Consider the following 18,750-nt stretch of genomic DNA (forward strand, 5'->3'; position numbering starts at 1 on the left):
CGGCCGGGCACGGCGCCGCCGGCGGCGTGGGACGTGCCGCGGCGGTGGCGTCGCGACGTGCGGGGGGATGCGATGGCGACGGGCGTTGTGCCCGCCGCCCCGCAGGCACGGCATTGACCGTGAAGGTGGGCGCGTTTTGCGCCGTCCCGGCAGGTTCCGCAGGGTGCCTTCGACCTGTCCTGTGTAGGCCGCCCGTGGTTAACGGGACGTGTGCGGGTCGCGGGAAAAGCGCTTGCGGCGGGCTGGGGCCTGTGGCCTGTTCATCCCGAGATTGTCGAAGGTATGCCCCATGTCCGAAGCCCAGCCGATCCTGACCCCGCCCGCGCGGGCCGCCCGTGATTTCATGGATGCCACCGCCGCGGTCGACTACCTGATCGCGCTCTATGACGAGGCGGTGGCGTTCCTGGGCGACGGGTTCCGCACCGCCGTCACGGGCGGGCAGCTTCCGGGCCGCTACCGCGCCATGTATCCCGAGATCCGCGTGGCGGTCAGCAGTTTCGCGCCCGTCGACAGCCGGTTGAGTTTCGGCCATGTGGGCCAGCCGGGCGTCTATGCGACCACGGTGACGCGGCCCGACCTGTTCCGGGACTATTACACGCAACAGATCGGGCTGGTGATCCGCAACCATAACGTGCCGGTCACGATCGGCCCGTCGCTGACGCCGATGCCGCTGCATTTCGCCATGGCGGGGCAGTCCGTGCCGCAGGACGGGGCGCTGGAATTCGCGCTGCGCGACGCGTTCGACGTGCCGGACCTGCTGACCACCAATGACGACATCGTCAACGGCACGGCGGCCCCGGCGGCGGACGGGTCCGAGCCGCTGGCGCCCTTCACGGCGCAGCGGGTCGATTACTCGCTGGCGCGGCTGGCCCATTACACCGCGACCGATCCCGTGCATTTCCAGAACCACGTGCTGTTCACCAACTACCAGTTCTACGTGGAGGAGTTCGAGGCGTTCGCGCGGCGCGCACTGGGCGACCCGGAAAGCGGCTATACCGCCTTCGTCGGTCCCGGCAATGCAGAGATCACCACCCCCGACGGCGACCTTCCGGTGTTGCCGAAACTGCCGCAGATGCCGACCTATCACCTCAAGCGCGCCCATGGCGGCGGGATCACGCTGGTCAATATCGGGGTGGGGCCGAGCAACGCCAAGACCGCGACCGACCACATCGCCGTGCTGCGGCCCCATGCCTGGCTGATGGTTGGGCATTGCGCGGGGCTGCGGAACAGCCAGCGGCTGGGGGATTTCGTGCTGGCGCACGCCTATCTGCGGGAGGATCATGTGCTGGACGACGATCTGCCCGTATGGGTGCCGATCCCGCCGCTGGCGGAGATCCAGATCGCCCTTGCCCAGGCGGTGGAGGAGATCAGCGCCCTGAAGGGGTACGAGCTGAAGCGGATCATGCGCACGGGCACGGTGGCGACCATCGACAACCGCAACTGGGAGCTGCGCGACCATTCCGGCCCCGTGCGGCGGCTGAGCCAGTCGCGCGCTATAGCACTCGACATGGAAAGTGCGACGATCGCCGCGAACGGGTTCCGGTTCCGGGTGCCGTACGGCACGCTACTGTGCGTGTCGGACAAGCCGCTGCATGGCGAGTTGAAGCTGCCGGGCATGGCCAGCGATTTCTATCGCACGCAGGTGTCGCGGCATCTGGAGATCGGAATCCGGGCGATGGAGTTGTTGCGCGAGATGCCGCTGGACCGCATCCACAGCCGCAAGTTGAGGTCCTTCGAGGAGACGGCGTTCCTGTAACGGGTCCGTGACCCGGTCATGACAGGCGCGTGACGGGTGCGTGACGGGCAAGATGGGCCCAAAAGCGCGGTTTTTCGGGCTTATCCCCAGCAATTGCAGGCGAAAAGCGTTGTGGAGCAGGATTTCCTGCAGCTAAGGTATTGCGACAAGGACATATGTGGCAGGCACAGGAGGCTCTGGAATGAACAAACCGATGACGAAGGCGCAACTGGTCACGGCGCTGGCCGAAGAGATGGGCGCGGACAAGAAGGTCGCGGGCGCGGCGCTGGACGCCATCACCGGCCTGATCACCCGCGAGGTCGCGGCGGGCGGTGCGGTGACGCTGCCGGGCGTGGGCAAGATCTATTGCCGCGAACGCCCCGAGCGGATGGTGCGCAACCCCGCCACCGGCGAGCAGATCAAGAAAGAGGCCGACAAGGTGGTCAAGGTCACCGTGGCCAAGGCGCTGAAGGAAAGCGTGAACGGCTGATCCGGGCGGGCGACCCGGCACGCGGCCGGGATCGTTCCATCGGTGCCCCCATCGGATGGCGGGCCGGGGGTCGCGGGGACGCGGCCCTTTTTCGTGTTCGGGGGGCGGGCGTTCGGCTTGCACCCGCCGCGCGCCCGGCGCAGGGTCCGCGCGGATACCGGATCGGGCAGGGACAGGGCATGGATATCAAGGCAATCGCGATGGGGCTCGCCTTCGCGTTCATGTGGTCCTCGGCCTTCACCTCGGCGCGGGTGATCGTTGCCGCGGCGCCGCCGGTGACGTCGCTGGCGATCCGCTTCGTGATCTCGGGGCTCGTGGCGATCGCGGTGGCACGCGCGCTGGGGCAGGGCTGGCGCCTGACGCGGGGCCAGTGGCGCGCGACGGCGATCTTCGGGCTGTGCCAGAACGCGCTGTACCTGGGGCTGTTCTTCGTGGCCATGCAGACGGTGGAGGCGGGGCTCGCGTCCATCGTGGCGTCGTCGATGCCGCTGATCGTGGCGGCCGCCGGCTGGGCCATGGGGGCGGAGCGGCTGCGGGCGCAGGCCGTGGCGGGGCTGGTGGCCGGGCTGTCGGGTGTCGTGTTGATCATGGGCAGCCGCGTGTCCGGCGGGGCCGACATGGTGGGCCTTGGCCTGTGCGTCGTGGGCGTGCTTGCGCTGGCGGTGGCGACGCTGTCGGTGCGCGGCGCGTCCGCGGGGGGCGGGAACCTGCTGATGATCGTGGGTCTGCAGATGCTGGTGGGTGCTGCGGTGCTGGCACCCGTGGCCCTGCTGACCGAGACATGGGCGGTGGACTGGTCGGTGCCGCTGGCGATCGCCTTCGCCTACACCGTGCTGGTGCCGGGGCTGGCGGCGACGCTGGTGTGGTTCGTGCTGGTGAACCGGATCGGGCCGACGCGGGCGGCGACCTTCCATTTCCTCAACCCGGTCTTCGGCGTGGGCATCGCGGCGCTGGTTCTGGGGGAGCCTGTGCGCGGGCTGGATGCGCTGGGCGTGGCGATCATCACCGCCGGAATTCTCGCCGTGCAACTGTCCCGCGCCGTGACGCCGCCGCCTGCAGCCTGATCCTGTCCACCCCGCGGGTTTCGGTGGCAGGGCGCGACGGCCGGGACCGGGTGCATACCACGGGCGGTGCTGTCAGGGCTTGTGGGCGGCGCGCTGCAACCGTGTTCCGCTGACGCGGATGGCCGCGCCGAATGTTCCTGCGCGGCCCTGCGATCAGGCAGGGCCGATGCGCCCGCGCGGACCGTCACCGACCTGCCCGCGATGCAGCAGCAGGTGGTCGAGCAGCACGCAAGCCATCATCGCCTCCCCCACCGGCACGGCGCGGATGCCGACGCAGGGGTCGTGGCGGCCCTTGGTGACGATCTGCGCCGCCTCCCCGCCGCGGGTGATCGTGGCGCGGGGCGTCAGGATCGACGATGTGGGCTTCACGGCGAAGCGGGTGACGATTTCCTGCCCTGTGGAGATGCCCCCGAGGATGCCGCCCGCGTGGTTGCTGGCATAGATCGGCTGGCCGTCCGGTCCCATCGCGATCTCGTCCGCGTTGGCGCTGCCGGTGAGCGCGGCGGCGGCCATGCCGTCCCCGATCTCCACGCCCTTGACGGCGTTGATCGACATCATCGCGGCCGCGAGGTCGGTATCGAGCTTGCCATAGATCGGTGCGCCCAGACCCGGTGGCACGCCTTTCGCCACCACCTCGATCACCGCGCCCACGCTGTCGCCGGATTTGCGCAGGGCGTCGAGATAGTCGGCCCAGTCGGCGGCGGCCTGCGGGTCGGGCGTCCAGAACGGGTTGCGGTCGATTTCGCCTGCGTCGAAGCGGGCGCGGTCGATGGCATGGGGGCCCATCTGCACCATGTAGCCGGTGATGGCGACGGCGGGCGCGAGTTGCGCCAGGGCCGCGCGCGCGATGCCGCCCGCTGCGACCCGTGCGGCGGTTTCGCGGGCCGAAGACCGCCCGCCGCCGCGCGGGTCGCGGATGCCGTATTTCTGCCAGTAGGTGATATCGGCATGGCCGGGGCGGAACTTGTCGGCGATATCGCCGTAGTCCTTGGACCGCTGGTCGGTGTTGCGGATCATCAGCTGGATCGGGGTGCCGGTGCTCTGGCCCTCGTAGACGCCCGACAGGATCTCGACCGCGTCGGCTTCGCGGCGCTGGGTCGTATATTTGTTCTGCCCGGGCTTGCGCCGGTCGAGCCAGTGCTGGAGCGCGGAAGCATCGAGTGGCACGCCCGGGGGGCAGCCATCCACCGTGGCACCGAGCGAGGGCCCGTGGCTTTCGCCCCAGGTGGTGACGCGAAAGAGATGGCCGAAAGTGTTGAGGCTCATGGGGCGCGGGCTCCGGGGCTGGGGACGTGTGCGGGGTGTATCGGGCAAGGGCGCGAGGCTCAAGCCGCGAAGGGGGCCGCACTACGCAAGACGCGCCCCCGAGGGGGCGCGTGATGTCTGCCGGGTGATCGGTCTGCCACCGGTATCAAAATTCTAGTGGCTAGATTTTTTTCTCCCCAGGGCCGGTCATTCCGCGGGATGGTCGGCCTTTTTCGCGCGGTCCTTGACCGGCGCCCACAGTTTCTTGTTCGTCAGGTAGAGCAGCACCGTCAGCACGGTCAGGAACAGCACCGCCGTCAGCCCCGCCTGCTTGCGCGCCATCATCTTCGGCTCCGCCGCCCACATCAAGAAGGCCGCGACGTCCTGCGCGATGGCCTCGGCATCGTTGGGCGACCCGTCGGCGAATTCCACCCAGCCGTCGTCGATGGGCGGCGCCATGGAGATCCAGCCGCCCGGAAACGCGTCGTTGCCATAGAGGATCGTACCCGCCTGTTCCATCTCCTCGCCATTGTAGCTCGTGAGCAGCGAGGCGATGTATTCCGCGCCGCCGATCCCGTTGAAGAGCTGGCTGAGGCCTGTGCCGTAGGGCCCGTGGAAGCCCGCGCGTGCCTTGGCCATCAGAGACAGGTCGGGGGCGGTTTCCATGGAGGAGGGCGGGAAATGGTCCGTGGGCCGCGCGGTGCGCCAGTCGTCGATTTCCGGGTCGTAGACTTCCCAGAACTCGGCATAGGCGCGCACCTGGTCGTCGGGCAGGTTCGGCCCGCCTTCGTTCCCGAGCGTGCGCAGCGGCACGAATTTCATGCCGTGGCAGGCCGAGCAGACCTCGGTATAGACCTGAAGGCCGCGCTGCAGTTGCGCCTCGTCATAGGTCCCGAACGGCCCTTCGAAGGAGAAGCCGTAGTCGGTTATGTGCCCGCCTTCGCCCGCGGCGAAGGCCGCGCCGCCCGTGAGGGCGAACGCGGTGGCGGTGGCGAGGGTCAGTTTCTTGAGCATGGTTCCCTTTGCCCCTGTCATTCTGCCGGCGTGGCGACGGTGCCGCGGTCGGCCGCGTCGTCCTTGCCGTAATGGGCGTTGAAGTCGTCCTCGATGGTGGCCACCGGCTGGAGCGGTTTCTCGATCACGCCCAGAAGCGGCAGGATCACGAGGAAATAGGCGAACCAGTAGGCCGAGCCGAGCAGCGCGATATAGGGATAGATGCCTTCGGCCGGCATCGCGCCCACCCACATCAGGACCATGAAGTCCACCAGCAGCAGGTAGAACCACCACTTGAACATCGGGCGATACCGGCCCGACCGGACCGAGGAGGTGTCGAGCCAGGGTGCCAGCGCCATAACCGCGATCGCCCCGAACATCGCCAGCACCCCGAAGAACTTGGCGTCGATGATGCCGAAGCTCAGGAAGCTGACGATCTGCACGACCCAGACCTCGGCGTCGAAGGCGCGCAGGATCGCGTAGAAGGGCAGGAAGTACCATTCAGGCACGATGTACGCGGGCGTCGCCAGCGAGTTCGCTTCGATGTAGTTGTCGGGGTGGCCCAGATAGTTCGGCATGAAGCCCACGACGGCGAAGAAGATCACCATGATGAGCGCGAGCGCGAAGAGGTCCTTGATGACGAAGTAGGGCCAGAAGGGCAGGGTGTCCTTTTCGGCTTCTTCCTTGGACCCGCGGCGCACCTCCACCCCGGTGGGGTTGTTGTTGCCGGTGGTGTGGAAGGCCCAGATATGGACGACCACAAGACCCGCGATGATGAACGGGAACAGGTAGTGCAGCGAGAAGAAGCGCGTCAGCGTGGCGTTGTCCACGGCAGGCCCGCCCAGCAGCCAGGTCTGGATGCTTTCGCCCACGAAGGGGATCGCGCCGAACAGGCCGGTGATCACGGTAGCCCCCCAGAAGGACATCTGGCCCCAGGGCAGCACGTAGCCCATGAAGGCGGTGCCCATCATCAGTAGGTAGATGAGCATGCCGATGATCCAGGTGACTTCGCGCGGCGACTTGTAAGAGCCGTAGAAAAGCCCGCGGAAAATATGCAGGTAGACGGCCACGAAGAACAGCGACGCGCCGTTGGCGTGCAGGTAGCGCAGCATGTGCCCGCCGTTGACGTTGCGCATGATGTGCTCGACGCTGGCGAACGCCATGCTGGCATCCGGCGTGTAATGCATCACCAGAACGATCCCGGTGATGATCTGCAGCACGAGACAGAAGGTCAGCACGATGCCCCAGATCCACATCCAGTTGAGGTTCCTGGGCGTCGGAATGGTCAGGGTCGAATGCAGCAGGCCCACGATCGGTAGGCGGCGGTCGAGCCACTTTTCCGCGTCGGTCTTCGGTTCGTAATGGTCGTGAGGAATTCCGGACATTCGGTCTCTCCCTTAACCGAGTTGAATCGTCGCGTCGTCCGTGAAGGACGCGGGCGGCACGGGCAGGTTTTCCGGTGCCGGGCCGCGGCGGATGCGGCCTGCGGTATCGTAATGCGAACCGTGGCAGGGGCAGAACCAGCCGCCGACGCCGTCGGGGCCGGTGTAGTCGCCCGCGTCGTTCAGCGGCACGCAGCCCAGATGGGTGCACACGCCCATCTGCACGAGCCATTCACCCGAGTCGCCCAGGGCGCGGTTCTCGTCGGTCGCGTCGGCCGCGCCGTCGATATTGGCGTTGCGCGCGATCTTGTCGGGCAGGCTTGCCAGGTCCACGGCGCGCGCCTGTTCGATCTCGCCCGGCGTCCGGCGGCGGATGAACACGGGCTTGCCGAGCCATTTCACGGTGATCTGCGTGCCTTCGGAGATGCCGCCGACGTCCACGAGGATGGACGAAAGCGCCTGCACGTCGGCGGACGGGTTCATCTGGTTGACCAGCGGCCAGACGGCCGCGCCGGTGGCGACGGCGCCCGCGCCGGCAGTGGCGTAATAGAGGAAATCCCGGCGGGTTCCTTCGTGGTCTTCTGTGTGTGACACTGGACATTCTCCATCTTGTCGCGCGCTCGGCCCGATGGGGGCCGTGGCCGGTGACACCGGCAAAGCCATGGGCGGTAACTAGACCGGGTGGCGGGACCCGTCCAGCGGACAATGGCGCACATGCCGCGCGAAATGCCGCATTTTACCGGACTTGCCGCCCGGATCGTCCCCGCGGCGCCCGTCGCCCCGCGGGCCGCGGCGTATCTGCAACGCCGTGCACAATCCGGTGTGTGGGGCGGTCACGTTCTTGCGCCTTGCGCGGCAACGGCATATTGGAGAGGGGTCTGTCCGACTCCGTCCCGTCCGACTCCGCAGCGTCAGGAGATCCGCCATGTTCTTGTCCCGCCCGCGTCCTGCCGGTTCGGTTGCCTGCTTGGCCGCCGTCTTCGCGCTGGCTGCGTTGCCGGCCGCGGCGGAATTCGAACTCAGCCTGTATTCCGGCTGGCAGACCGCGCCGCACAGCGACGTGTCGGGCAACGATCCGGGTGGCGTCGGCAGTTTCGATTTCACGGCCGGCTGGGACGGGAATTCCTTCGACGCGCCGATCCATTACGGGTTTCGCGGCACGTGGTGGCGCGGGGGCGGCGATCTCGGCTTCGGGCTGGAGCTGAACCACACCAAGGTCTATGCCGACGACGAAACCCTCGCGGACGAAGGATTCGAACGGCTGGAATTCACGGACGGGTTGAACATCATCACCGCGAACGTGATGCGCCGGTTTTCCGGGCAGCGCCGCTGGACGCCGTATCTGGGCGGCGGTCTGGGACTGGCCTACCCGCATGTCGACGTGAAGACCACGGGGGGCAAGACCTTCGGCTACCAGGTGACCGGGCCCGCGGTCGCGTGGATGGCCGGTGTCACCTATGACCTGTCGGAAAGCTGGTCGGTCTTCGGGGAATACAAGGGCACCTATTCCCAGAACGAGGCCGATCTCGACAATGGCGGGACGCTGGAGACGGACATCGTGACCAACGCGGTCAACCTGGGCGTCAGCTTCAACTTCTGATCCGCGGCGTCGATCCCTGTCGCCGTCGCGGTATCCGCTCGGGCAGGGGCGTCAGCCCGCTTCCGGGTCCGTCATCATCATCGACGGGCGCATGGCGAAATCGGCATGCCATGCGGCAAGCGCCGGGTGATCCGGGCGCCATTGGCGCGTCCCGTGGCGGAAATCGAGATAGGACAGCGCGACCCCGACGGCGACCTGCGCCATGTCGAGCCGCCCGGCCAGATGTGCCATCCAGCGCCCTTCGATGGCCGACAGCGTGCGCGTGATCCGTGCCCACCACGCATCGAGCAACGCCTCGCTGACCTGCGCGGGATCGCGCAGGCGCCGTTCATAGACCATCGCCACAGCGGTATCGAGCATGCCTTCCGCCGTCGCTTCGAGCGTCAATACCGACCAGAGCGCGGGCGGCGCGGGATAGAGGCCCGCGCCATAAAGATCGTCGAGATAGCGGCAGATCACCCGGCTGTCATGGATGGCGGGTCCGTCATCGCGTTCAAGCGTCGGTATCCGGCCCAGCGGGTTATGGCCGATGGGCATGGTGCCGGTGTCGAAGGGCGACCCCGCGACCGTGACGAAGGCGACCGCGTCGGTCTGCCCCGCCTCGGCTAGCAAGACGCGCACCTTGCGCACATAGGGCGACGCCGGGGCGCCGTGCAGTCGCAGGGTCATGCGCGCCGCAGTCGCAGGCGCCCCAGCGCGGCAAGGTCGATTTCCACACCCGGCCCGCTGTCCCCCAGCCGGATGGTGCGCCGCAGGCGCAGGCTTGCGCGCGTGGCCTCACCGTCGCGGTGCAGGGTGGTGCCTTCGGGCAGGTCGTCCAGCGCGTCCTCGGTACGTTGGTCGCGGCGCGCGGGCGCGGCGGCACGCCACGCGGCATAGACGGCAAGCCCCACGGCGGCATAGCGCGCGGCGACAAGGGCGGTCGGAACAAGGGGCAGGGCCATGATGACCTCCGGCGGGCGGTTGGCGCGTGTCTGGGCGGAGTGAAGCAGGAACCGGCCCCGCGGGCAAGGCCCTGCCGCGGTCGTGGCGCCGCGCGCGCGATCCGACCTGCGCGCGGCGTTGCGTCAACCGGCGCGCTGCCGCCGCCCGGCCAGCCCCAGCGCCGCGATGCCGCCCATCAGCAGCGCCGCAGCGGGCGGCAGCGGAACCGCCGGGATCACGTCGCCGAAGCGCACGTCCACATGGCTGGCGGTTGCGTCGGGCGCATCTTCCAGCAGGACGGTGAACCGCGTCTCGCCGAGCGGGAGGACGAAATCGAGATAGTCGTGGTATCCGCAGGGCGCATCGTCCACGTTCGTCCACGGCGTTTCAATATCGTCGATGAACAGCGTGAAGCCGGGTTTCCACGGCGCGGCGGTGCCGTCGCAATTGCCGAACGCCTGGAAGGTCATCACGGGCACCGGGTTCGGCGCCGTGTTGGTCACGGTGAAATCGATGACCGGGGTCGGCACGGTATCGACGCCGGCTATGTCCACGAACCACGCGTATCCGACGAACGGCGCGGGCCAATCGAAGGCCGGACCGGGGTAGACGGGTGAAACACCGATCCCGCCATAGCCGGGCAACGTCGGAAGCGGCGACGCCGACAGCGCCGCGGGTGCCACAAGGGCCGCAACGGCCAGCAGGCGCGATATCTTCCTTGAAATGAACATGTGCAAATCCTCCCGGCGGCCATCGAAGCCCGCGGATGACCTTAAGTCAACTCCTGTGATCAGGCCGCGAGCCGGGTACCGTCATGGCCGCGGATGCGCGCCTGCACGATCCGGCCTTCGGGTTGGGGCGCGTCGAAGCGCACTTCGGCGAAGTGCGCGGTCCGGCCCAGATCGGGGGCTTCCATCAGCACGTCGTGCATCTGCCCGACCTGTGCCGACAGATGCGCTGCCACCGCCGCCGCCCCCGCCGCCCGAAGCCGGGCGGCGCGGCCCCGGATGGCCATGCCGTCCACCTGCGGCATCTTCGCGGCGGGCGTGCCGGGGCGCGGCGAATAGGGGAAGACATGCAGCCATGTCAGTCCGCACTCGTCCACCAGCCGCAGCGAGTTTTCGAACATCGCGTCGGTCTCGGTGGGAAAGCCCGCGATGAGATCCGCGCCGAAGGTCATGTCGGGGCGCAGGCGCCGTGCGTCTTCGCAGAAGCGGATCGCATCGTCGCGCAGGTGGCGGCGTTTCATGCGCTTCAGGATCATGTCGTCGCCCGCCTGAAGGCTCAGGTGCAGGTGGGGCATCAGGCGCGGTTCCGTGGCGATCGCTTCCATCAGGTCCGGATCGGCCTCGATGCTGTCGATGGAGCTGATGCGCAGGCGCGGCAGGTCCGGCACCAGCCGCAGGATGCGCCGCACGAGATTGCCGAGCGGCGGCCTGCCCGGCAGGTCCGCGCCCCAGCTTGTCAGGTCCACGCCGGTCAGCACGACCTCGTGGAAGCCGCTGTCGACCAGCCGCTTGATCTGGTCCACCACGACACCGGCGGGGACGGAGCGCGAATTGCCGCGTCCGAACGGGATGATGCAGAAGGTGCAGCGATGGTCGCAGCCGTTCTGGACCTGCACATAGGCGCGCGACCGGGTGCCGAACCCGTCGATCAGGTGATGCGCGGTCTCTGTCACCGACATGATGTCGTTGACCTGAACCCGGTCGGTGCCTGCAGTGCCCGCCAGCCCCGCCCACGTGCCGGGCGACATCTTCTCGGTATTGCCGATGACGTGGTCCACCTCGGCCATGCCGGTGAAGCCTGCCGGATCGATCTGTGCCGCGCAGCCTGTCACCACGATGCGCGCGGCGGGATTGTCGCGGCGGGCGCGGCGGATGTCCTGGCGCGCCTTGCGCACGGCCTCCGCCGTCACGGCGCAGGTGTTGATGACGATGGCGTCCGTCAGCCCGGCGTCCTCCGCCATGCGCCGCATCGCTTCGGATTCATAGGCGTTCAGCCGGCAGCCATGGGTGGAAAAGACCGGCGCGCTCATGCCACGCCCGCCAGCCACGCGGGCGACAGCGTGCCGTCGAAGACATGGGCGGTCGGGCCGGTCATCCAGACCCCGTCGTCGCGCCAGTCGATGGACAGCCAGCCGCCGTCAAGCTCGATTTCGACGGCGCGGGGGGTCAGGCCGAGCAGATGGGTGGCGACCGCCGTGGCGCAGGCCCCCGACCCGCAGGCGAGCGTGACGCCCGCGCCCCGTTCCCACACCCGAAGCCGAAGGGTGCCGTCGGCGCGACAATGGACGAATTCGACATTGGTCCGTTCGGGGAACAGCGGATCGTGTTCGACCAGCGGGCCGCGCGTGGTGACCGGCGCCGCGGCGGCATCGGGGACGACGAAGACGCAATGGGGATTGCCCATGCCCACGGCGGCAGGCGCCCCGTCGAGCGGCAGCGCCATCGTGTCCACGTCGCGCGCGAGCGGGATCGCGCGCCAGTCGCGCTGGGGCTGGCCCATGTTCACGCTGACCCGCCCATCTGGGCCGCGTGTGGCTTCGAGAATGCCGCGGTCGGTTTCGATGGTCAGATGCGCGGCACTGGTCGCCGCCATCTCGCGCGCGGCGACGCAGCGCGTGGCGTTGCCGCAAGCCCCCGCGATGCTGCCATCGGCATTCCAGAACCGCAGGCGCAGGGCGGCACGGTCCGCAGGCAGGATCTCGGCCAGCTGGTCGAAGCCCACCCCGCGGTTGCGGTCCCCCAGCGCGCGCGCCAGCGGCGCCGTCACCGGCGGCAGGCCGGGACGGGTATCGATCATCACGAAGTCGTTGCCCAGCCCGTGCATCTTGACGAAGGGCAGCGGTGCAGGCGCCTGTTCTGTGCTCATGGCGCGGCCTATAGACCTGCACCGGGGCGGAATCCAGCCCGCACCGAAAAAACTGCGCAAAGTGCCTTGACCCCCCGTGCCGCGCTTTGTAGAGCGCAGGTCTCGACGGGCGGTGCCTGAGGCGGATGCTGCATCTGCACAGGCAACGCCCAAGGCACGCGGCGCGCGGTTCCAGACCGCACCTGCACGCCCCGAGATGCCGCGACGGAACGACCGTCGTGCGACGAGAAGATGGGCCGTTAGCTCAGTTGGTAGAGCAACTGACTTTTAATCAGTGGGTCGCAGGTTCGAATCCTGCACGGCTCACCATCTCTCGAACCGTTTCCTTGTTCATGGCGGGGTCAGCGCACCCCTGATACACGCGCATGCGGGATGGGTCGTCGTGGCCCTTACATCAGGCGCGGCGCCGCGCCGGAAGACGGGGCATGGGTATCGCCAGCGCGCGCCTGCCGGTCAGGATCGCGCGGGCTTCCGGCCCCATCAGCCCGTCAAGCGCCGGATCGGTTGTGGCCAGCCCGCCGGTATAGGTGCCGAAGGCGGGCAGGATCACCCGGCAGCGATCTGCCAGGAAACAGGGCCGCGCCACGCTGGCCCCGCGCAGCGCGATCCGTGCCTTGGGGTGGTAGTGTCCCGACACCTCCCCCGCCGCGCCGGGCCGGGCCATGTGGCGGAACGTGACGGCGCCCGCAAGCAGGGCCGCACGGTGCGTCCCCGGCAGGTCGAGCGGGCCGGGGTCGTGGTTGCCTTCGACCCATGTCCAGTCCCGTCCGGCCATCAGCCGCAAAAGCCAGGCGCGGTGATCGGCCGCCAGCGCCGCCCCGGCCGCGAGATCGTCGAAACTGTCGCCAAGGCAGACCACCCGCCGCGCGCCGGTCGCCGCCAGCGCCGCGTCGAGCCGCGACAGCGTGTCCGCGGTGTCATAGGGCGGCAGCACCGGGCCGCCGCGCCGGGCCATGCGCTCGGCCTTGCCGAGATGCAGGTCGGACACGCACAGAAGCCCCGCCGCCGGCCACCAGAGTGCACCGGACGGCAAGGCATGGAACGTTTCCGCGCAGAACGTGAAGGCATGGCTGTTCATGCCCTGTTCTCAACCCATTCCGGCCCGCGGCGCAAGGGGCAACGGACCGGGTAATCAGGCCGCGCCGTAGTCGAAGGCCGCCGGGATGGCGAGATAGCCGTCCCCCGCCCGCGCGATGGTGGCGAGGCCCGGAAAGCCGATATGTGACCCGGCGATCATCAGCCGGTCCGTGGCCACCCGGTCGAGCAGCAGCGCGCGCGTGGCCGCGGCCAGCGCCGGTTCCACGTCGAAGCCGATCGTGACCTCGGGGCGGGCAAGCTGCACAGGTGCGACATGGACGATATCGGCCCAGATGAGCAGGCTGTCGTCGCCCGATGCGATCATCAGCCCGGAATGGCCCGGCGTGTGCCCGGGCAACGGCATGGCGGTGAGACCCGGCGCGATCTCGTCATCCGCTTCGAATACCCGCAGCCGGTCACCATAGGCGGTCAACACGCCCTGGGCGAGGGCGGCGAAGTTCTGCATCATTTCGGGCATGGCGGTGAAATTGGCAGGTTCGCCCCAGAACGCGCGGTCGGCGTCATGGACCACCAGTTCGGCATTGGGAAACACCGCCATCCCGTCTCGCACCGCGCCGCCCACGTGGTCGGGGTGCAAGTGGGTGGCGAACAGATGCGTGATGTCCGCCGGCGCGATCCCCGTGGCGGCAAGATTGGCCGGCAGGTTGTCGATCTCGGGACCGAAGGCGCCGCCGGTGCCGGCATCCACAAGCACCTTGAGATCGCCTGTTTCGACAAGGAACGCGTTCACACCGGACAGGAAGTTGCCGGGATCGCGATGGGCGGCCGTCAGGATCGCGGCGTAGTTATCTTCGGAAATGCCCTGCAACGGTGCGTGCCCCAGCGCGATGCCCCCGTCCGACAGGGCGGTCACGGTGATGTCGCCCACCGCGCGCCGTTGGGCCTGCGGCAGCGCGTGCGGCGCATCGCCATGGGCGCGGGCGAAGGTCGCGGGCAGGGTGGCCAGCCCGGCGGCGGGCGCGAGGCTGAGGAACTGGCGGCGTTTCATGGTCGTCTCCCTTGTTGGTTGCGCGCAGTCTATGCGGGCGGCGCGCGTCCGCCAGCCCCTTTCGCGCGGATCAGGCGGTATCTGGTGCCCCAAGCCCGGCCTCGGCCAGCAGACGTTCCGCCGCTTCGGCCAGCAACCGTTCCGCGCCTGCACCCTGCACCGGCACGCGGCCGGGTTCGAGAAACAGGGGGGCGGCCAGCGGGGTGACACGGGGCAGGGTGACGTGATCAACCCGGCCGCGGGTGCGGGCGATCATCTCCTCGATCCGGCCGAAATCCACGAGACCGCGCCGCGCCTCCTCCCGCGTGATCTGCAGCAGCAAGTGGTCGGGGTCGTATTTGCGCAACGTGTCATAGAGGATATCGGACGAAAACGTCGCCTGCCGCCCGGTCTTGCGCTTGCCGGGGCTCTGGCGGTCGATCAGCCCGGCGATGATGGCGCTGGCCTTGAATGTGCGTTTCATCACGGCATTGCCCGCGAGCCATGTCTCGAACCCCGTGCGCAGGTTGTCGCCCGTGAACAGCGGGGCAGGGTCGGTCAGCGGGTCCACCGACCACACGAGCACGGCATAATCCGTGGCGACGAAGCCGAGCGGACCGAGCCCCAGGTCCTCCATCCGCTGGGTCAGCAGCAGGCCCAGCGTCTGCATCGCGTTGCGCCCGGCGAAGCCGTAGACGCAGGTATGCGCGCGCCCGTCATGGGGGAAGCTTTCGATCAGCAGCCGGTCGGCACGCGGCATCCGGGACACGCGCCTTTGCAGGTGCAGCCAATCGCGCGTGTGGGCGGGCAGGTCGGGCCAGTCGTCCTGCGCCATCATGGTCAGGATGCGGTCCGACAGTTGCGTGGAGGTGGCGAACTTGGTGCCCATGAAGGTGGCGATCTTTGGCGTGTCGCCGCCGCGGCGCGTGACCTCCACCGTCAACTCGCGCAGGCCTTCGTAACGCACGATCTGCCCGCCAATCAGGAAGGTGTCGCCGGGGGTGAGCGTCGCGGCGAAGGCTTCCTCCACCTCGCCCAGCGGCGCACCGCCGCGTCCGCGCAGCCGCACCTTGAGCGTGTCGGTATCCATGATCGTGCCAAGGTTCATGCGGATCTGGCGCGCGGCGCGCGGGTCGCGCAGTTGCCAGGTGCCGTCGGGGCGCTGTTGCAGCCTTTGCCAGCGGTCGTACGCCCGCAGCGCGTAGCCACCCGTGGCACAGAAATCGAGGCAGGCGTCGAAGGCGTCGCGGGAAAGCGCGGCATAGGGTCCGGCGGTTGTGACCTCGGCATAGAGCGCATCGGCGTCGAACGGCCCCGCGCAGGCGGCGATCAGGATGTGCTGGCAGAGCACGTCGCGCGGCCCCGGCCCGCGCGGGTCGCCGTCGAGCGCGCCCGCGCGCACCGCATCCAGCGCCGCGTGGCATTCCACCAGTTCGAACCGGTTGGCGGGCACGATGCGGGCCTTGGACGGCGCGTTGTAGCGGTGGTTCGCCCGCCCGATCCGCTGCACGAGGCGTTTGACGTTCTTCGGCGCGCCGACCTGGATCACCAGATCCACGTCGCCCCAGTCGATCCCGAGATCGAGCGATCCGGTACACACGATGGCACGCAGGTCGCCCGTGACCATCGCGCCTTCGACGCGGGCGCGCTGTTCGCGCGACAGCGATCCGTGGTGGATGCCGATCGGCAGGGCATCGGCGTTCTGCAGCCATAGATCGTGGAAAAACAGTTCCGCCTGGGCGCGGGTGTTGTGGAAGATCAGCGTGGTGCGGTGGGCGCGGACGGCATCCAGCACTGCGGGGATGGCGTAGCGCCCGCCGCCCCCGGACCATGGCGGCGGCGCGGGCACGTCCAGAAGGGCGATGTCCGGCGCGGGGCCGGGATCGGCGGTCAGGATGCGGCAGGGCTGCGGGTGGCGGGCGAGGAAGCGCGCGATGGCGGCCGGGTCCTCCACCGTGGCCGACAGCCCGACGCGGCGCAGGTCAGGGCACAGCGATTGCAGCCGGGACAGCGCCAACATCAGCTGGTCACCGCGCTTGCTTTCGGCGAGCGCATGGATCTCGTCAACCACGACCCGTTGCAGCCCTGCGAAGATGCGCGGCGCGTCTTCGTAGCTCAGGAGCAGCGCAAGCGACTCGGGCGTCGTCAGCAGGATATGCGGCGGGTCGGCGCGCTGGCGCTTCCGCGCGGTTGCCGTCGTGTCGCCGGTGCGGTCTTCCACCCGGATGGGCAGGCCCGCCTCGGCGATGGGCGTTTCCAGGTTGCGGCGGATGTCCGTGGCCAGCGCCTTGAGCGGGCTGACATATAGCGTGTGGAGCCCCGTGCGCGGCGTCTCTGTCAGTTCGGCCAGTGTGGGCAGGAAGCCCGACAGGGTCTTGCCCCCGCCGGTGGGTGCGATCAGCAGGCAGGCGGGATCACGCGCGGCGTCGAGCATGTCCTGCTGGTGCGGATGCAGCGACCAGCCGCGTCGGGCCAGCCAGTCGTGCAGGGGCGTGGGAAGCGCTGTCATCTGCGGCACCTAGGCGGCCTGCGCGACAAGGGCCAGCGCGCGGAAACGAAAAACCCGCCCGGATGCGGCTCCGGGCGGGGTCTTCATGTCGATTTGGGTGGCGTCAGTCGACGATGGTCGCCTCTGTCGCCTTGCGGATGTCGTCTTCGGTGACGCCGTCGGCGGTCTCCACGATCTTCAGGCCGCCCTCGACCACGTCGAGTACGCCGAGATTGGTGATGATCCGGTCCACTACGCCCGTCCCGGTGAGCGGCAGGGTGCACTGCTTCAGCAGCTTGGATTCGCCCGCCTTGTTCTGGTGGTCCATCACCACGATCACCCGGCCGACGCCCGCGACAAGGTCCATCGCGCCGCCCATGCCCTTCACCAGCTTGCCGGGGATCATCCAGTTCGCCAGATCGCCGTTCTCGGCCACCTCCATCGCGCCCAGGATCGCCGCCGCGATCTTGCCGCCGCGGATCATGCCGAAGCTGGTCGCGCTGTCGAAATAGGCCGTGCGCGGCAGTTCGGTGATGGTCTGCTTGCCCGCGTTGATGAGGTCGGGGTCTTCCTCGCCCTCATACGGGAACGGACCCATCCCGAGCATGCCGTTTTCGGATTGCAGCGTGATGTCCTTGTCGCCGACGTAGTTGGCGACGAGCGTCGGGATGCCGATCCCGAGATTGACATACCAGCCGTCTTCGAGTTCTTCCGCCGCGCGGGCGGCCATCTGGTTGCGGTCCCAGGGCATTGTCTGCCTCCTTCAATCGGACAGGTCGGTATCGTTGGCTTCCGCGAAGAGCATCAGAAAGCCGTCGGGATCCTTGACGTGGAATTCGTGCACGCCGTAGGGCTGGCGGAACGGTGCCTTGACACGACCCTCCGGCAGGTCGGCAAGCGCGGGCGACAGGTCTGCCCAGAGCGCACCAAGGTCGCGCACCCAGACCTGGGTGGCAAGGTTGTTCCCGGTAATCTTCGCAAGATCGCTGTCGGCACTGCCTTGCAGCCCCAACATCACGCCCTCGCGTCGGACCGTGACGAAATTCCACTCCTCGGCCCGGATCACTTCGGAAAAGCCGAGTGTTCCAGTGTAGAATGCCACGCTCGCGGCCAGATCTGTCACGGGCACAAGTTGTGCCGCGCCGATGATCCGCGGACGTGGCATCACGCAGTTTCTTTCTGGCGCACGGTGCGCTGTTCGATCCGCTTCTCGTGCTGCCCCTGGATCAGGCGGTGCACGTAGATGCCGGGCAGGTGGATGTGGTCGGGATCGAGGCTGCCGGTAGGCACGATTTCCTCCACCTCGACCACGCAGACCCTGCCGCACATGGCCGCGGGCGGGTTGAAGTTTCGGGCCGTCTTGCGGAACACGAGGTTGCCGGTCTCGTCCGCCTTCCACGCCTTGACGATCGACAGGTCCGCGAAGATCCCTTCCTCGAGGATGTAATGTTCCCCGCGGAAGACCTTGACCTCCTTGCCCTCGCCGATCTGCGTGCCGTAGCCGGTCTTCGTGTAGAAGCCCGCGATGCCGCAGCCGCCGGCGCGCATGCGCTCGGCCAGCGTGCCTTGTGGGTTGAATTCCAGCTCCAGCTCGCCCGACAGGTACTGGCGCATGAATTCCGCGTTCTCGCCCACGTAGGACGACATCATCTTGCGGACCTGGCGGGTGTCCAGCAGCTTGCCCAGTCCGAACCCGTCCACGCCCGCGTTGTTCGACGCGACGGTCAGGTCCTTCACACCGCTGTCGACGATCGCGTCGATCAGAAGCTCGGGAATACCGCACAGGCCGAACCCGCCTGCCGCGATCAGCATCCCGTCATGGAGAAGCCCGTCCAGCGCCTCGGACGCCGTGCCGTAGATCTTGTTCATGCAAATCCCTCTTGCGCGTTT

At 68.4% G+C, this 18,750-nt stretch carries 19 protein-coding genes and 1 tRNA gene; 5 read left to right on the forward strand and 15 right to left on the reverse strand.

All coding sequences use genetic code 11. The features are described from left to right. The first annotated feature begins 289 nt into the window (after nucleotides 1-289). The 3 genes from DDE13_RS12745 to DDE13_RS12755 all read left to right on the forward strand — a co-directional run bounded on the left by DDE13_RS12745 (nucleotide 290) and on the right by DDE13_RS12755 (nucleotide 3,289). Nucleotides 290-1,756 carry an AMP nucleosidase gene (locus tag DDE13_RS12745; protein WP_111404675.1) on the forward strand — a complete coding sequence of 489 codons (1,467 nt, stop codon included), beginning with the start codon at nucleotides 290-292 and terminating at the stop codon, nucleotides 1,754-1,756. Nucleotides 1,757-1,937: 181 nt separating this feature from the next. Further along, a complete protein-coding gene (locus tag DDE13_RS12750) occupies nucleotides 1,938-2,225 on the forward strand; it encodes an HU family DNA-binding protein (protein ID WP_111404676.1) in 288 nt (95 codons plus the stop codon). A 179-nt stretch (nucleotides 2,226-2,404) separates the two neighbouring features. Continuing rightward, nucleotides 2,405-3,289, forward strand: coding sequence for a DMT family transporter (locus DDE13_RS12755; protein WP_111404677.1), 885 nt, complete (start codon nucleotides 2,405-2,407; stop codon nucleotides 3,287-3,289). Nucleotides 3,290-3,442: 153 nt separating this feature from the next. Here DDE13_RS12755 and aroC read toward each other — a convergent pair whose 3' ends face one another. From aroC to petA, 4 genes are all read right to left on the reverse strand, one after another. Next, nucleotides 3,443-4,555 (reverse strand): chorismate synthase, encoded by a 1,113-nt coding sequence (gene aroC / locus DDE13_RS12760; protein WP_111404678.1) that lies wholly within the window; start codon nucleotides 4,553-4,555, stop codon nucleotides 3,443-3,445. Between the two features lie 186 nt (nucleotides 4,556-4,741). Beyond that, on the reverse strand, nucleotides 4,742-5,548 hold the full coding sequence (locus DDE13_RS12765) for a cytochrome c1 (protein ID WP_111404679.1): 807 nt from the start codon (nucleotides 5,546-5,548) through the stop codon (nucleotides 4,742-4,744). Nucleotides 5,549-5,565: 17 nt separating this feature from the next. Beyond that, nucleotides 5,566-6,912 carry a cytochrome b gene (locus DDE13_RS12770; protein ID WP_111404680.1) on the reverse strand — a complete coding sequence of 449 codons (1,347 nt, stop codon included), beginning with the start codon at nucleotides 6,910-6,912 and terminating at the stop codon, nucleotides 5,566-5,568. A 12-nt stretch (nucleotides 6,913-6,924) separates the two neighbouring features. Continuing rightward, a complete protein-coding gene (petA, locus tag DDE13_RS12775; RefSeq protein WP_111404681.1) occupies nucleotides 6,925-7,503 on the reverse strand; it encodes a ubiquinol-cytochrome c reductase iron-sulfur subunit in 579 nt (192 codons plus the stop codon). Nucleotides 7,504-7,834: 331 nt separating this feature from the next. On the opposite strand from petA, the gene DDE13_RS12780 reads away from it, so the two are divergent. Next, nucleotides 7,835-8,509, forward strand: coding sequence for an outer membrane protein (locus DDE13_RS12780; RefSeq protein WP_111404682.1), 675 nt, complete (start codon nucleotides 7,835-7,837; stop codon nucleotides 8,507-8,509). Between the two features lie 51 nt (nucleotides 8,510-8,560). On the opposite strand, the gene DDE13_RS12785 is transcribed toward DDE13_RS12780, so the two are convergent. The 5 genes from DDE13_RS12785 to dapF all read right to left on the reverse strand — a co-directional run bounded on the left by DDE13_RS12785 (nucleotide 8,561) and on the right by dapF (nucleotide 12,307). Continuing rightward, nucleotides 8,561-9,172: a glutathione S-transferase gene (locus DDE13_RS12785; RefSeq protein ID WP_111404710.1), complete on the reverse strand. Its 612-nt coding sequence runs from the start codon at nucleotides 9,170-9,172 to the stop codon at nucleotides 8,561-8,563. 2 nt (nucleotides 9,173-9,174) lie between these two features. Continuing rightward, nucleotides 9,175-9,453 (reverse strand): hypothetical protein, encoded by a 279-nt coding sequence (locus DDE13_RS12790; RefSeq protein ID WP_111404683.1) that lies wholly within the window; start codon nucleotides 9,451-9,453, stop codon nucleotides 9,175-9,177. Between the two features lie 123 nt (nucleotides 9,454-9,576). Continuing rightward, nucleotides 9,577-10,164: a hypothetical protein gene (locus DDE13_RS12795; RefSeq protein WP_111404684.1), complete on the reverse strand. Its 588-nt coding sequence runs from the start codon at nucleotides 10,162-10,164 to the stop codon at nucleotides 9,577-9,579. 59 nt (nucleotides 10,165-10,223) lie between these two features. Beyond that, nucleotides 10,224-11,471 carry a tRNA (N(6)-L-threonylcarbamoyladenosine(37)-C(2))-methylthiotransferase MtaB gene (gene mtaB / locus DDE13_RS12800; RefSeq protein WP_111404685.1) on the reverse strand — a complete coding sequence of 416 codons (1,248 nt, stop codon included), beginning with the start codon at nucleotides 11,469-11,471 and terminating at the stop codon, nucleotides 10,224-10,226. After that, nucleotides 11,468-12,307, reverse strand: coding sequence for a diaminopimelate epimerase (dapF, locus tag DDE13_RS12805; protein WP_111404686.1), 840 nt, complete (start codon nucleotides 12,305-12,307; stop codon nucleotides 11,468-11,470). Before dapF ends, mtaB begins: the two co-directional genes overlap by 4 nt. 233 nt (nucleotides 12,308-12,540) lie before the next feature. Here dapF and DDE13_RS12810 point away from each other — a divergent pair. Next, nucleotides 12,541-12,616, forward strand: a tRNA-Lys gene (locus tag DDE13_RS12810). Nucleotides 12,617-12,701: 85 nt separating this feature from the next. Here DDE13_RS12810 and pdeM read toward each other — a convergent pair. The 6 genes from pdeM to DDE13_RS12840 all read right to left on the reverse strand — a co-directional run bounded on the left by pdeM (nucleotide 12,702) and on the right by DDE13_RS12840 (nucleotide 18,729). Then, entirely contained in the window at nucleotides 12,702-13,385 is a 684-nt protein-coding gene (gene pdeM / locus DDE13_RS12815) for a ligase-associated DNA damage response endonuclease PdeM (RefSeq protein WP_111404687.1), read from the reverse strand. Nucleotides 13,386-13,439: 54 nt separating this feature from the next. After that, complete coding sequence (locus DDE13_RS12820; protein ID WP_111404688.1) at nucleotides 13,440-14,393, reverse strand: MBL fold metallo-hydrolase; 954 nt, start codon at nucleotides 14,391-14,393, stop codon at nucleotides 13,440-13,442. Nucleotides 14,394-14,463: 70 nt separating this feature from the next. After that, complete coding sequence (locus DDE13_RS12825) at nucleotides 14,464-16,881, reverse strand: ligase-associated DNA damage response DEXH box helicase (protein WP_111404711.1); 2,418 nt, start codon at nucleotides 16,879-16,881, stop codon at nucleotides 14,464-14,466. Between the two features lie 103 nt (nucleotides 16,882-16,984). After that, nucleotides 16,985-17,611, reverse strand: a complete 627-nt coding sequence (locus DDE13_RS12830; RefSeq protein ID WP_111404689.1) for a CoA transferase subunit B — start codon at nucleotides 17,609-17,611, stop codon at nucleotides 16,985-16,987. A 12-nt stretch (nucleotides 17,612-17,623) separates the two neighbouring features. Further along, on the reverse strand, nucleotides 17,624-18,025 hold the full coding sequence (locus DDE13_RS12835; protein WP_111404690.1) for a VOC family protein: 402 nt from the start codon (nucleotides 18,023-18,025) through the stop codon (nucleotides 17,624-17,626). After that, nucleotides 18,025-18,729, reverse strand: a complete 705-nt coding sequence (locus DDE13_RS12840; protein WP_111404691.1) for a CoA transferase subunit A — start codon at nucleotides 18,727-18,729, stop codon at nucleotides 18,025-18,027. Before DDE13_RS12840 ends, DDE13_RS12835 begins: the two co-directional genes overlap by 1 nt. Nucleotides 18,730-18,750: the final 21 nt, after the last annotated feature.

The sequence above is a fragment of the Meridianimarinicoccus zhengii genome (assembly GCF_003254465.1).
Taxonomy (GTDB): Bacteria; Pseudomonadota; Alphaproteobacteria; order Rhodobacterales; family Rhodobacteraceae; genus Meridianimarinicoccus; species Meridianimarinicoccus zhengii.

Bases quoted from the DNA above. Each gene is read 5' to 3' on its own strand.
- DDE13_RS12745 (WP_111404675.1), top strand. From the start codon at position 290: ATGTCCGAAGCCCAGCCGATCCTGACCCCGCCCGCGCGGGCCGCCCGT.
- DDE13_RS12750 (WP_111404676.1), top strand. From the start codon at position 1,938: ATGAACAAACCGATGACGAAGGCGCAACTGGTCACGGCGCTGGCCGAA.
- DDE13_RS12755 (WP_111404677.1), top strand. From the start codon at position 2,405: ATGGATATCAAGGCAATCGCGATGGGGCTCGCCTTCGCGTTCATGTGG.
- aroC (WP_111404678.1), bottom strand. From the start codon at position 4,555: ATGAGCCTCAACACTTTCGGCCATCTCTTTCGCGTCACCACCTGGGGC.
- DDE13_RS12765 (WP_111404679.1), bottom strand. From the start codon at position 5,548: ATGCTCAAGAAACTGACCCTCGCCACCGCCACCGCGTTCGCCCTCACG.
- DDE13_RS12770 (WP_111404680.1), bottom strand. From the start codon at position 6,912: ATGTCCGGAATTCCTCACGACCATTACGAACCGAAGACCGACGCGGAA.
- DDE13_RS12780 (WP_111404682.1), top strand. From the start codon at position 7,835: ATGTTCTTGTCCCGCCCGCGTCCTGCCGGTTCGGTTGCCTGCTTGGCC.
- DDE13_RS12790 (WP_111404683.1), bottom strand. From the start codon at position 9,453: ATGGCCCTGCCCCTTGTTCCGACCGCCCTTGTCGCCGCGCGCTATGCC.
- DDE13_RS12795 (WP_111404684.1), bottom strand. From the start codon at position 10,164: ATGTTCATTTCAAGGAAGATATCGCGCCTGCTGGCCGTTGCGGCCCTT.
- mtaB (WP_111404685.1), bottom strand. From the start codon at position 11,471: ATGAGCGCGCCGGTCTTTTCCACCCATGGCTGCCGGCTGAACGCCTAT.
- dapF (WP_111404686.1), bottom strand. From the start codon at position 12,307: ATGAGCACAGAACAGGCGCCTGCACCGCTGCCCTTCGTCAAGATGCAC.
- pdeM (WP_111404687.1), bottom strand. From the start codon at position 13,385: ATGAACAGCCATGCCTTCACGTTCTGCGCGGAAACGTTCCATGCCTTG.
- DDE13_RS12820 (WP_111404688.1), bottom strand. From the start codon at position 14,393: ATGAAACGCCGCCAGTTCCTCAGCCTCGCGCCCGCCGCCGGGCTGGCC.
- DDE13_RS12825 (WP_111404711.1), bottom strand. From the start codon at position 16,881: ATGACAGCGCTTCCCACGCCCCTGCACGACTGGCTGGCCCGACGCGGC.
- DDE13_RS12830 (WP_111404689.1), bottom strand. From the start codon at position 17,611: ATGCCCTGGGACCGCAACCAGATGGCCGCCCGCGCGGCGGAAGAACTC.
- DDE13_RS12835 (WP_111404690.1), bottom strand. From the start codon at position 18,025: ATGCCACGTCCGCGGATCATCGGCGCGGCACAACTTGTGCCCGTGACA.
- DDE13_RS12840 (WP_111404691.1), bottom strand. From the start codon at position 18,729: ATGAACAAGATCTACGGCACGGCGTCCGAGGCGCTGGACGGGCTTCTC.